This window comes from Streptacidiphilus sp. P02-A3a (assembly GCF_014084105.1).
Lineage (GTDB): Bacteria > Actinomycetota > Actinomycetes > Streptomycetales > Streptomycetaceae > Streptacidiphilus.
Map to the genome: position 1 here is coordinate 8210134 of NZ_CP048289.1, position 11708 is coordinate 8221841.

Sequence of the window (11708 nt, forward strand, 5' to 3'; positions counted from 1 at the left end):
GACAGCCCCCGCTCCGGGCAAAGGGCAACGGGCAACGGGCAACGGGTGCCCGGCAACGGACCAGGGCCGGGCCGGACGCCGGGCCGGACGCCGGGCCGGGCGATTCCGGGGCGAACCCGGGCGAAGGCAACGGCGCGGACCGGTGCGGCGGAGGGGACGGCACCCCCTCCGCTTCACCTCCGCGAAGCCGTCTCATCATTCGGCTGCAAGCGTCTCGACTTGATAGCCAATTCGAGTGAATCCTTGTGCTGGGCACGGAAGTCCCCCAGGCTCGTCCTGCCTTGGCGCAGAACGCCCCCGCACGCTTCCGGAGCCGTCAACCCCAGGCACCGCACCTCCCGCACCACGGAACCGCTCGCGTCCCACCGCCGTCGCAGCCGTCGCACCGCAGGGCCGGGTCCACGGCGAAACGCACGCACGATGCACTACCGTCGCCGCGCCGAACCCCTTCCTGCAACCGTCCACCGAGGAGGACCCCCTGGCCAGTGACATTCCGGCGCAGCCGGAAGCCGCGTCATCCGGGTTGCAGAGACTGAACGAGGCCACCCCCGGCGCCGCCGAGGAAGCCCTGCTGGCATGCTGCGGCAGCCGCCGCTGGGCGCTCCGGCTGGCCGCGCACCGGCCCTACCCCGACACCTCGTCGCTACTGGCCGCGGCCAGTGAGGCGTCCTACGACATGTCCTTCGCCGATCTCACCGAGGCCCTGGCGGACGAGAGCTGCATGCCGCAGCCGCTGCTCGGGGTACGGGCCCCCGGCAGCGCCGCGGCGCACACCGCGCTGCGGGCGGCCCACGCCGCCTACGAGGCGCGCTTCGGCCACGTGTTCGTGGTCTCGCTGGACGACTGCCCGCCGGAGGAGATGCTGGACCGGGTGCTGGTCAGCCTGCGCCAGCGGCTCGCCGGCGACCACGACGACGAGCGCAGCACCACCGCCGAGGAGTTGCGCCGGATCGCGCTGAGTCGCCTGGAACACCTGGTCGCGTCTCACGCCTCGGCGGCAACGTGAGACGACAGGGGTGATTTCGGCCACAGCGCCCCTGTGCCCCATGTCCGGATTGAGTAGGAATCACGCCAGAATCGGGGGTGTCGGCAGCCCGGGAATTGACACAGGGGCGGTCCCGGTTAGGCCGCACGAGGCTGTTTGTTCACACGGTAGACCCCCGACGGGCTGCGGGGGGCCGGGCGTGGCTACGATGGCGAGGGCCGGTGGACCATACCCGGCCGGGCCGACCGACGCTGATGCCGGACGAGCCCCCGCCCCGCTTCCGGAGGGTTTTCCGTGCCGGCTGGAACGCTGTACCGCGGCCGGGAAGGCATGTGGTCGTGGGTGGCTCATCGAGTCACCGGTGTCCTCATCTTCTTCTTCCTGTTCGCCCACGTCCTCGACACCGCTCTTGTGCGCGTCTCCCCCAACGCCTACAACAGCGTCATCGCGACGTACAAGACCTGGCCCGTCAACCTGATGGAGTACGGCCTCACCGCCGCCATCCTGTTCCACGCGCTGAACGGCCTGCGGGTCATCGCGGTGGACTTCTGGGCCAAGGGCCCGAAGTACCAGCGGCAGATGCTGTGGTCGGTGGTGACCCTCTGGGTTCTGCTCATGGCGGGTGCGTTCTACCCGATCCTGCGCGTGACCCTCCGCACGTGGTTCGGGTGAGGCGAGAAATGGCTATCGACACCAACATCGAGCTCACCGACGCAGGCGACCCGAGCGCCTTCCTGATCGAGCCGCCGCGGACCCGCACCAAGCGGACCGGGCGCAAGTCGCGGACCAACTTCGAGATGCTGGCGTGGCTGTTCATGCGCCTGTCCGGCATCGTGCTGGTGTTCCTGGTCCTCGGCCACCTGATCATCCAGCTGCTGCTGGACGGCGGCGTGTCGAAGGTCAGCTTCGCCTTCGTCGCCGGTCGCTGGGCCTCGCCGTTCTGGCAGTTCTGGGACCTGCTGATGCTGTGGCTGGCGATGCTCCACGGCGCGAACGGCATGCGCACGGTCATCAACGACTACGCGGAGCGCGAGACGACCCGGTTCTGGTTGAAGGTCCTGCTGGTGACCGCCACGGTCTTCACCGTGCTGCTGGGCACCCTGGTCATCTTCACCTTCGACCCGACAATCAGCTGAGCGCGGACGGACGAGGCAGCCAACAGACATGCAGGTACACAAGTACGACACCGTCATCGTCGGCGCCGGCGGCGCCGGTATGCGCGCGGCCATCGAGTCGACCAAGCGCAGCCGCACCGCCGTGCTGACCAAGCTCTACCCCACCCGGTCCCACACCGGCGCGGCCCAGGGCGGCATGGCTGCCGCCCTGGCCAACGTCGAGGAGGACAACTGGGAGTGGCACACCTTCGACACCGTCAAGGGCGGTGACTACCTGGTCGACCAGGACGCCGCCGAGATCCTGGCGAAGGAGGCCATCGACGCCGTCCTCGACCTGGAGAAGATGGGCCTCCCGTTCAACCGGACCCCCGAGGGCCGGATCGACCAGCGCCGGTTCGGCGGGCACACCCGCGACCACGGCCAGGCCGCCGTGCGCCGCTCCTGCTATGCCGCCGACCGCACCGGTCACATGATCCTCCAGACGCTGTACCAGAACTGCGTCAAGGAGGGCGTGGAGTTCTTCAACGAGTTCTACGTGCTGGACCTGCTGCTCAGCGAGGTCGACGGGCAGACCCGGACCTCCGGCGTGGTGGCCTACGAGCTGGCCACCGGCGAGATCCACGTCTTCCAGGCGAAGTCGGTGATCTTCGCCTCCGGCGGCAACGGCAAGTTCTTCAAGGTCACCTCCAACGCGCACACGCTGACCGGTGACGGCCAGGCCGCCGCGTTCCGGCGCGGCCTGCCGCTGGAGGACATGGAGTTCTTCCAGTTCCACCCGACGGGCATCTGGCGGATGGGCATCCTGCTCACCGAGGGCGCCCGCGGCGAGGGCGGCATCCTGCGCAACAAGCACGGCGAGCGCTTCATGGAGAAGTACGCCCCCGTGATGAAGGACCTCGCCTCCCGCGACGTGGTCTCCCGCGCGATCTACACCGAGATCCGCGAGGGCCGGGGCTGCGGCCTCGACGGCGACCACGTCTACCTGGACCTGACCCACCTGCCGCCGGAGCAGCTGGACGCCAAGCTCCCGGACATCACCGAGTTCGCGCGGACCTACCTCGGCATCGAGCCCTACACGGACCCGATCCCGATCCAGCCCACCGCGCACTACGCCATGGGCGGCATCCCCACCAACGTCCAGGGCGAGGTGCTGAAGGACAACGACACCGTCGTCCCCGGCCTGTACGCCGCCGGTGAGGTCGCCTGCGTGTCGGTGCACGGCGCCAACCGGCTCGGCACCAACTCGCTGCTCGACATCAACGTCTTCGGACGCCGGGCCGGCATCGCCGCCGCCGAGTACGCCGCCACCGCCGACTACGTGGACCTCCCCGAGGACCCGGCCGCGCGGGTGGTCGAGCAGCTGGAGCGGATCCGCAACGGCAGCGGCACCGAGCGGGTGTCGGACATCCGCAGCGAGTTGCAGCAGACCATGGACACCAACTCGATGGTCTACCGCACCGAGTCGACGCTCAAGCAGGCCGTGGCCGACATCCACGCGCTCCAGGAGCGGTACAAGCACATCTCGGTGATGGACAAGGGCAAGCGCTACAACACCGACCTGCTGGAGGCCGTGGAGCTGGGCAACCTGCTCGACCTGGCCGAGGTCACCGCGGTCTCCGGGCTGGCCCGCAAGGAGTCCCGCGGCGGTCACTTCCGCGAGGACTACCCGACCCGCGACGACGTCAACTTCATGCAGCACACCATGGCGTACCGCGAGGTGGACGCTGACGGCAAGGACAGCATCCGCCTGGACTACAAGCCGGTCGTGGTGACCCGCTACCAGCCGATGGAGCGTAAGTACTGATGAGCACCCCCACGATCGACTCACCGCACCACTCCGCGGGGCTCGACGCCGCCGAGTCCGGCAAGGTCGAACTGGTCACCGTCACCCTCCGGATCCGCCGGTTCAACCCGGAGGAGCACCCGGACGCGGTGTGGGTGGACTACCAGCTCACCGTCGACCCGAAGATCCGCGTCCTGGACGCGATCAACACGGTCAAGTGGGAGCAGGACGGCACGCTGACCTACCGGCGCTCCTGCGCCCACGGGGTCTGCGGCTCGGACGCCATGCGGATCAACGGCAAGAACCGGCTGGCCTGCAAGACGCTGATCAAGGACGTCAACCCGGAGAAGCCGATCACGATCGAGCCCATCAAGGGCCTCACGGTCCTGAAGGACCTGGTCGTCGACATGGACCCGTTCTTCCAGGCCTACCGCGACGTGATGCCGTTCCTGATCACCACCGGCAACGCCCCCACCCGGGAGCGGATCCAGTCGGAGGAGGACGTGCAGCGCTTCGAGGACACCACCAAGTGCATCCTCTGCGCCGCCTGCACCACCTCCTGCCCGGTGTTCTGGAACGACGGCCAGTACTTCGGCCCGGCGGCCATCGTCAACGCCCACCGCTTCATCTTCGACTCGCGCGACGAGGGCGGGGAGCAGCGGCTGGAGATCCTGAACGACCGCGAGGGCGTGTGGCGCTGCCGCACCACCTTCAACTGCACCGACGCCTGCCCGCGCGGCATCGAGGTCACCAAGGCGATCCAGGAGGTCAAGCGGGCGCTGGTCACCCGCCGCTTCTGAGCTCTCCCCCGCAGCAGGCCAAGGCCCGTCGTCCCGTGGAACCGGACGGCGGGCCTTCGCCTTGCGCTCGGCCGAATATCACTTTCCGTACGCCTGGTGTCACCCGGTCCGGCTAGTCTCGAAGCGGGCGGATGCGACGACGGGTCGTCGAGGTGGAGGGGTGCGCTGGTGGGCTACGCGGCGGAGCTGGACCCGACCGGGTCGGTGCTCTCGTTCTATGCGACGGACCTGCGCCGGGCCCGGGAGCGGATCGGCCTGCCCCAGGCGGAGCTGGCCCGGCTGGCGCACATGTCGCCGTCGCTGCTGAACAAGGTCGAGGCGACCAAGCGGCTGCCCTCCTTCGAGCTGTCGGCGCTCTGCGACGAGCGCTTCGGCACCGGCGACCACTTCCAGCGGCTGTGGAAACTGGTCGTCAGATACGCCTACCCGGCCTGGTTCCGGCCCTGGGTGGAGCTGGAGACGGCGGCCAGCGCGATCCGCTCGTTCCAGGTGCAGGTGGTGCCCGGGCTGCTGCAGACCGAGGCGTACGCCCGGGCGGTGCTGGCCCCCTCCCGGCCGGACCGGGCGGTGGCGGAGGAGCTGCTGGCCGCGCTCCGGGAGCGGCAGCGGGTACTCGACCGGCAGCCGCCGCCGGAGCTGTGGGTGGTGCTGGACGAGAACGTGCTGCGCCGTCACGTCGGCTCCCGCGCGGTGATGCGGGGGCAGCTGGAGCGGCTGGTCGCCGCCGCCGAGTCGCCGGGCACGGTGATCCAGGTGGTGCCCTACTCGGTCGGCGGACACGCCGGGTCCGCCGGTCCGTTCACCGCGATGACCCTGGACGAGGGACCGGACGTGCTCTATGTGGACGGCTTCCGGCAGGGGCAGATCCTGGCCGACCCGATCGACGTGAAGGCCGCCCTGCGCACCTACGACCTGCTCACCGCGATGGCCCTGCCGCCGGACGACTCGGTGGCGCTGATCGCCGCCACCGCCCGCGCGCTGCACGGCTGACCCCGGCCCGGAACCCGGGCGCAGGGCTCACGGCTCAGGGCTCAGGGCTCAGGGCTCAGGGCTCAGGGGCGGTCGGCCTCGACCGGGACCCGCTGCTCCGGCACCTCGACCGCGGCGGTCCGGGCGGCGCGCAGCGCCCGCACCCCGATCCAGCCGACCAGCACGCCCAGGACCAGCGAGGCCAGCGCGAGCGTGGCGTGGATCCAGAAGTACGCGGTGGGGCGGGAGTGGTCGCCGTGGACGAAGGCCAGGCCCTCGCCGTCGGCCCACAGGTTCTTGAAGAACGTCACCCAGATCCAGATCGACCAGACACCGAAGGCGGTCAGGAACCAGGAGGCGCGGCGGCTCAGTTTCATTCCCCCAGTATGAGAGGGCTAACCGGGGGGACTTCGGTCGGGTCCGGTGAGGGCCGGGATCGATCGGGTACCGTCGGTTCGTGCGTCTCGACAATCGTCTCGTATGGACGGCAGTACCCCTCTGCGCCGTGACCGCCGTCGCGGCCAACGTCGGCTGCCTGCCCGCCGCCTCCGCCGCGCCGGTCGCCCGGCCCCCGGCCGTCATGTCCACCGTCGGCGGTGCGGCGCTCGGCCGCTCCGGCGTCCAGGTGGACCCGCTGCCGGGCGCCCCGGCGCTGCCCGCCGGGCTGTCGGCACTGTCCTGGATCGTCTCCGACAACGGCACCGGCCAGGTACTGGCGGCGCGGAACGCGCACTGGCGGCTGCCTCCGGCCAGCACGCTGAAGACGCTGTTCGCGGACACCGTGCTGCCGAAGCTGCCGGACTGGTTGACCCACCGGGTCAGCGACGCCGACCTGGCCGGGATGGGCCAGGGCAGCAGCCAGGTCGGGGTGGTGTCCGGGCAGACCTACAAGGTGTCGGACCTGTGGCTGGGCGTCTTCCTGCGGTCCGGCAACGACGCCGTGCACGTGCTGGCGGCGATGAACGGCGGGGTCGCGGCGACGGTGTCCCAGATGCAGGCGCGGGCGGTGGCGCTGGGCGCCGACGACACCCGGGTGGTGACCCCGGACGGCTACGACGAGCCGGGCCAGGTCTCCTCGGCGTACGACCTGAGCCTGTTCGCCAGGGACGGGCTGCGCAACCCCGACTTCGCCCGCTACTGCTCCACCGCCGCGGCGGAGTTCCCCGGCGGTACTGGCACCAGGAGCAGGCCCTTCGAGATCGACAACACCGACCGGCTGCTCTCCGGCATCGACGGCGTCGGCCACTACCCGGGGCTGATCGGGGTGAAGAACGGCTACACCACCAACGCCGGGAACACCCTGGTCGTGGCCGCCCGGCGGGGCGGCCGGACGATCCTGGTGACCGTGATGAACCCGCAGAGCGGCGCCTACAACGCGGTCTACACCGAGGCCAGGGAGCTGCTCGACTGGGGCTTCACCGCGGACGGCCGGGTGCGCCCGGTCGGCTCGCTGAACCCGGTGGTCGCGGTGGCCGGGACGCACCGGGTGACCGCCGCCGCCAAGCGCCCGGCGGCCACCGTCGGGGCGCTGACCGCGTCCGACGCGGGCAACGCCCCGGGAGCCCTCAGCTGGTCGGTGGCCTGCGGGGCGATCGGACTGGCCGTCGCCGGCGGCGCGGTGCTGCTGCTGCGCCGACGCCGCCGGGCGGGCTGAGGCCCGGACGGCGGGCGGGTCACTTCGGGTCGGTCGCCGCGTCCGAGTCGGCGGCGTCGGCGGCGCTCTCGGCCGCGCTCACCTTCTGCGCCATCTGCTGGGCGACGCTGCCGGAGGCGGTGGTCGCCCCGGCCGCGGGCCGGGTGCTCGCGGGCTGCGTGCTCCCCGGCGCGGCGGTGGAACCACCGCTGCCGGAGCAGCCGGTGAGCCCGAGCCCAACCGCCGCCGCGCAGCCCGCCAGCAGCAGCGCGCCGGTACGCCGGATCACAGGCCCTTGCCCTCGCCGTTGGCGGCGCACCAGGTGTTGACCGAGGCCAGGTCGCTCTGCCGCTGGGTGAGCGTCGGCAGCAGCGACTGACGGTAGGTCAACCGGTCCTGCAGGTACTTCTCGATGGCCGCGTGACCGGCGCTCTGGGCGTCCTGGACGCGCTTGGAGAGCCGGGCGATCGAGCCGGTCTCGGTGGCCGGGCCGTTGAGCCGGTCGAGGTCGCGGACGATCCGCTTCTCCACCCGCCCGGCGCGCAGGCAGATGCCGTGCGCCCCGTCGGACTTCGGGCCGGCCGCCGGGCTGCCGCTCGCCGCCGGGGTGCCGGTGGCGGCGAACGCGGGGGCGCTCGTACCGAGCAGCGACCCCGCCAGCGCGAGCGCGACGAGACCCGGGACGACAGCGGTGCGTCGGATGGACATGGAGCCTCCTCCTGATCGTCGGGGCGCAGTTGACGCCCCGTCCGGGACCAAGGCTAGGAAGCCTCTTTGTGGAAACCTTGTGGCCAGCCCGAGCGTCCGGGCCCGGGCCCGGTCAGCCGCTGAGCCAGTCCCGGCGCAGCGCCAGGGTGGCGGTGGCGGAGCGGTCGGCGGCGAGCGGCAGCCGGACCTCGACCCGGGCGCCCTGTCCGGACGGCGGGTCGGTGATCCGCACCGTGCCGACGTGCAGCGCCACCTGCTGGGCGACCAGGGTGAGCCCGAGCCCGGATCCCGGGCTGTCCGGGCCGCGCCGGAACCGGGCGAACACCGCCTGCCGCTGGTCGGGCGGCACCCCGGGGCCGGTGTCGTCCACGGTGAGCAGCGCCTGGCCGCCGTCCCGGCCGAGGCTGACCGCGAGCCGTGGCGACCGGCCCGGCCCGGTGCCGTGGACCAGGGCGTTGCTCAGCAGGTTGTCCACCAGCATGCGCAGTCCCGGCTCCCAGCCGGGCAGCGGCAGCGACGCCGGGGAGCTGACCGTGACCGCGGCCCGCGGCGCCCGCCGCCGGACGTCGGCGACCGCGGCCTCGACCAGTTCGGCGAGGTCGACCCGGGTGAAGGCGTCGGCCTGGACCAGGTCGCCCTGGGCCAGCGAGCGCAGCGCGGTGAGCAGTCCGAGCAGCCGGGCGTGCTCGGCCTGCAGGTCGTCCAGTACCTCGGCGCGGTCCGGCGCGGTGAGGCCGGGGTGGGCCAGGACGTCCAGGTTGGTGCGCATGCTCATCAGCGGGGTGCGCAGCTCGTGCGAGGCGGAGGCGGCGAAGGCCCGGGCGGTCTCCAGCGCCTCGCCGGTACGGGCGGCCTGCTCGTCGTAGCGTTCCAGTACCGACTGCAGGGTCCGCGCGAGGTCGTCCACCTCGGCCACCCGGGTCGGCCGGTGTTCGAGCCGGGTGGCCGGGTCGTCCGGGTCCAGGCCGCTGGTGCGGCGCTGGAGCTGCCGCAGCGGCCGGACGGCGCGCTCGGCGATCCCGAACGCGAGCAGGCCGCCGATCGGCGCGGCGATCAGCGCGACCAGCACGATCCGGCCGCGTACCGAGGCCACCTCGGTACGCACCGCGGAGGCGGGCGAGAACAGCCACAGCGTCCCGGCCCGCTGCCCGTCGGCGGCGGCGACCGACTGGCCGAGGGCCCGCCAGGTGCCGCCGCCGTGGAGGGTGACCGGGTTCCCGGTGGCCGTCGGCAGCACGACGTCCGGGGCGGGCTGGCCGCCCTCGCTGATCACCACCGTCCCGTCGGTGGCGGTCAGCCGGACGCCGACGTCCAGCGCGACCGAGATGATCCGGTGCTGCTGGTTGGCCTCCTGCCGCTGGTGTCCGGTGTCGGCGGCGCGCAGCAGCACCCGGGCGTCCGGCAGCGCGGCGGCGGTGCGCTGCCGCAGCTGGGCGTCCTGTCCGGCGTGCAGGTCCCGGCTGACCAGGCCGAGCAGCAGCAGCCCGGACAGCAGCACCAGTACCGGTACCAGGGCGGTGGTGACCAGGGCGATCCTGGTGGACAGTCTCATCGGGGACCGCCGCCGCGCAGCACGAAGCCGACCCCGCGCACGGTCCGCACCAGCCGCGGCCGTCCGCCCGCCTCCAGCTTGCGGCGCAGATAGCTGACGAAGGTGTCGACCACGTCGGTGCGGACGTCGAAGTCGTAGCCCCAGACCCGTTCCAGCAGCTGGTCGCGGCTGAGCACGATCCCGGCGTTCCGGGTGAGCACCTCCAGCAGCTCGTACTCGCGGCGGGTGAGCTCCACCGGCTGCCCCTGGTAGCTGACCTCGCGGGTCCGCGGGTCCACGGTCAGCCCGTCGACCCGCAGCGGCTCGCCGGTCCGCGGCGGCCTGCGCCGCAGCAGCGCGTGCAGCCGCAGCACCAGCTCCTGCAACGCGAACGGCTTGACCAGGTAGTCGTCGGCCCCGGCCTGTAGCCCGGCCAGCCGGTCGTCGAGCTGGTCGAGCGCGGACAGCATCAGCACCGGGGTCTCGTCCCCGGCGGCCCGGAGCCGTCGGCAGACCTCGGTCCCGGGCAGGTCGGGCATGGAGACGTCGAGCACCAGCACGTCCGGCGGCGCCTGCTCGTGCGCGGCGAGCGCCTGCAGCCCGCCCTCGGCGAGGGTCACCGCGAAGCCGCTGAGGCGCAGCCCGCGCTCCAGCGACCGCCGGATCGCCGCGTCGTCGTCGACCACCAGTACCCTGCCGTGCCGCTCCGCCATGGCCCTCACCTGCTTCGGCTCCACCGTCGTCACGCAGCCTCGCAGACGCAGGTAAGGGCGGGCGCGGGTACCGGGGGGCGCGCGGGCGGTCAGCGGCGGCGGGCGAGCAGGCGTCCGGCGAGGTCGCGGGCGAGCGCGCCGCCGCCGAAGGCGACGGCCAGAGCCAGCCGCCGGGCCCGGTCGGCGGGCCGCGCGACGGCGGGCAGCGCGACGGCGGCGGGCGACGAGCCGGTGGCCGGGCCGGGTTCGGCCGGGCCGGTGGGGTCGCCCCCCGCCGCGAGCCAGGCCTCGCGCGCGCGGTCGCGGCCCCGGCTGAGCTCGGCCTCCGGGTCGGCGGTGGCCGTCCAGGAGGCGCAGTAGAACAGCCAGCGGCAGATGAAGTTGATCCACAGCAGCAGCGCGATCGGGGTGCCGAAGGCGCCGTAGGTGCTCTTCCGGGCGACGTTGCTGAGGTAGGCCGAGAGCAGCTGCTTCAGCAGTTCGAAGCCGACCGCGCCCATCACCGCGCCCTGGAACACCGGCAGCGTCCGCTGCCCGCTGATCCGGGGCAGGCCCACCAGCAGGTACGCGAAGAGCAGCGTGTCGGAGCCGACCGCGATCAGGAAGGCCGCCGCCGGGAGCAGGTAGTGCCCGACGGCCGAGTGCTGGAGTCCGGCCCAGCGGGCGACCTGCCCGGTCAGCGCGCTGGCGAAGGCGGAGGCGCCGATGGACACCAGCGCCACCAGGCCGAGCCCCAGCAGCACCCCGACGTCCAGCAGTTTGCGCAGCAACGCGTTGCCCGGTTCGACCGGCAGCCGCCACACCGTGCGGATCGACACCCGGGTGGTGTTCACCCAGCCGAGCCCGGACACCACCAGCAGCAGGCCGCTGACCAGGCCGACCGTCGCGGCGTTGCGCACCAGCCCGTCCAGGTCGAGCGACTGGGACAGGGCGGGCACCTGGTCCGCGATCCGATCCTTCAGGTGCTGCACCTGGGTGGCGCTCAGGGTGCCGACGGCGACCGCCATCGCGGCGGTGAGCAGCGGGAACATCGCCAGGAAGCCGAAGAAGGTGACCGCGCCCGCGAGCTGGTTCGCACCCACGTCGTTGAAGTGCTCGTACACCCGGTAGGGGCGCGAGCGCAGCACCCGGGCGGCGAGCGGTCCGATCAGCGGCAGTCGGGTCAACCAGTCCATACCGGCGCGGCTCCACGGGTGGGTGTCCGTGTCGGAACGACCGACAACGGGGGCTGACGGGGCATCATGGGCGGGATGTGTCACCTCTGGGCGAATATGGGCGGTACCCGACTATAGGTCCGTTTCCGCGCGGTCGGCCCCGCCCCGCTGACGCCGGGCGGATCGGTCACACGCACGGGTGCCCCGCCCGTCCGCCCTTCAACCCCGCACCGAGCGTCCACCCGTTCCGGCTTTCTGATTGTCATGTTTATGCCAATTAAGCCCTCGACCGAAGACCCGACAGCCAGGAAGGCCCG

Annotated in this window: 13 protein-coding genes; 7 read left to right on the plus strand and 6 right to left on the minus strand. The window is 72.3% G+C overall.

Going from position 1 to position 11708, the window contains the following annotated elements; all coding sequences use genetic code 11:
- Positions 1-523: 523 nt before the first annotated feature.
- From GXP74_RS34575 to GXP74_RS34600, 6 genes are all read left to right on the plus strand, one after another.
- Complete coding sequence (locus GXP74_RS34575; RefSeq protein WP_225448399.1) at positions 524-1006, plus strand: 2-oxo-4-hydroxy-4-carboxy-5-ureidoimidazoline decarboxylase; 483 nt, start codon at positions 524-526, stop codon at positions 1004-1006.
- A gap of 273 nt (positions 1007-1279) precedes the next feature.
- Complete coding sequence (gene sdhC / locus GXP74_RS34580; RefSeq protein WP_182455180.1) at positions 1280-1657, plus strand: succinate dehydrogenase, cytochrome b556 subunit; 378 nt, start codon at positions 1280-1282, stop codon at positions 1655-1657.
- Between the two features lie 8 nt (positions 1658-1665).
- Positions 1666-2121, plus strand: a complete 456-nt coding sequence (locus tag GXP74_RS34585; RefSeq protein ID WP_182455181.1) for a succinate dehydrogenase hydrophobic membrane anchor subunit — start codon at positions 1666-1668, stop codon at positions 2119-2121.
- 28 nt (positions 2122-2149) lie between these two features.
- On the plus strand, positions 2150-3904 hold the full coding sequence (sdhA, locus tag GXP74_RS34590; RefSeq protein ID WP_182455182.1) for a succinate dehydrogenase flavoprotein subunit: 1755 nt from the start codon (positions 2150-2152) through the stop codon (positions 3902-3904).
- On the plus strand, positions 3904-4683 hold the full coding sequence (locus GXP74_RS34595) for a succinate dehydrogenase iron-sulfur subunit (RefSeq protein WP_182455183.1): 780 nt from the start codon (positions 3904-3906) through the stop codon (positions 4681-4683). The genes sdhA and GXP74_RS34595 overlap by 1 nt, the downstream gene beginning before the upstream one ends.
- Before the next feature lie 168 nt (positions 4684-4851).
- The gene (locus tag GXP74_RS34600) at positions 4852-5673 is read left to right on the plus strand and encodes a helix-turn-helix transcriptional regulator (RefSeq protein ID WP_182455184.1); all 822 of its coding nucleotides are present in this window, start codon (positions 4852-4854) and stop codon (positions 5671-5673) included.
- A gap of 62 nt (positions 5674-5735) precedes the next feature.
- Here GXP74_RS34600 and GXP74_RS34605 read toward each other — a convergent pair whose 3' ends face one another.
- The gene (locus GXP74_RS34605) at positions 5736-6029 is read right to left on the minus strand and encodes an SCO4848 family membrane protein (protein WP_182455185.1); all 294 of its coding nucleotides are present in this window, start codon (positions 6027-6029) and stop codon (positions 5736-5738) included.
- Between the two features lie 128 nt (positions 6030-6157).
- Between GXP74_RS34605 and GXP74_RS34610 the strand changes: the two genes are divergently transcribed.
- Positions 6158-7306: a D-alanyl-D-alanine carboxypeptidase family protein gene (locus tag GXP74_RS34610; RefSeq protein ID WP_225448400.1), complete on the plus strand. Its 1149-nt coding sequence runs from the start codon at positions 6158-6160 to the stop codon at positions 7304-7306.
- A 19-nt stretch (positions 7307-7325) separates the two neighbouring features.
- On the opposite strand, the gene GXP74_RS34615 is transcribed toward GXP74_RS34610, so the two are convergent.
- From GXP74_RS34615 to GXP74_RS34635, 5 genes are all read right to left on the minus strand, one after another.
- Positions 7326-7574: a hypothetical protein gene (locus tag GXP74_RS34615; RefSeq protein ID WP_182455186.1), complete on the minus strand. Its 249-nt coding sequence runs from the start codon at positions 7572-7574 to the stop codon at positions 7326-7328.
- A complete protein-coding gene (locus tag GXP74_RS34620; protein WP_182455187.1) occupies positions 7571-7993 on the minus strand; it encodes a hypothetical protein in 423 nt (140 codons plus the stop codon). Before GXP74_RS34620 ends, GXP74_RS34615 begins: the two co-directional genes overlap by 4 nt.
- Before the next feature lie 112 nt (positions 7994-8105).
- Complete coding sequence (locus GXP74_RS34625) at positions 8106-9545, minus strand: HAMP domain-containing sensor histidine kinase (protein WP_182455188.1); 1440 nt, start codon at positions 9543-9545, stop codon at positions 8106-8108.
- Complete coding sequence (locus tag GXP74_RS34630; RefSeq protein WP_182455189.1) at positions 9542-10237, minus strand: response regulator transcription factor; 696 nt, start codon at positions 10235-10237, stop codon at positions 9542-9544. The genes GXP74_RS34625 and GXP74_RS34630 overlap by 4 nt, the downstream gene beginning before the upstream one ends.
- 89 nt (positions 10238-10326) lie before the next feature.
- A complete protein-coding gene (locus GXP74_RS34635) occupies positions 10327-11412 on the minus strand; it encodes a YihY/virulence factor BrkB family protein (protein WP_182455190.1) in 1086 nt (361 codons plus the stop codon).
- Positions 11413-11708: the final 296 nt, after the last annotated feature.

Bases quoted from the DNA above. Each gene is read 5' to 3' on its own strand.
- GXP74_RS34585 (WP_182455181.1), top strand. From the start codon at position 1,666: ATGGCTATCGACACCAACATCGAGCTCACCGACGCAGGCGACCCGAGC.
- sdhA (WP_182455182.1), top strand. From the start codon at position 2,150: ATGCAGGTACACAAGTACGACACCGTCATCGTCGGCGCCGGCGGCGCC.
- GXP74_RS34595 (WP_182455183.1), top strand. From the start codon at position 3,904: ATGAGCACCCCCACGATCGACTCACCGCACCACTCCGCGGGGCTCGAC.
- GXP74_RS34605 (WP_182455185.1), bottom strand. From the start codon at position 6,029: ATGAAACTGAGCCGCCGCGCCTCCTGGTTCCTGACCGCCTTCGGTGTC.
- GXP74_RS34620 (WP_182455187.1), bottom strand. From the start codon at position 7,993: ATGTCCATCCGACGCACCGCTGTCGTCCCGGGTCTCGTCGCGCTCGCG.
- GXP74_RS34625 (WP_182455188.1), bottom strand. From the start codon at position 9,545: ATGAGACTGTCCACCAGGATCGCCCTGGTCACCACCGCCCTGGTACCG.
- GXP74_RS34630 (WP_182455189.1), bottom strand. From the start codon at position 10,237: ATGGCGGAGCGGCACGGCAGGGTACTGGTGGTCGACGACGACGCGGCG.
- GXP74_RS34635 (WP_182455190.1), bottom strand. From the start codon at position 11,412: ATGGACTGGTTGACCCGACTGCCGCTGATCGGACCGCTCGCCGCCCGG.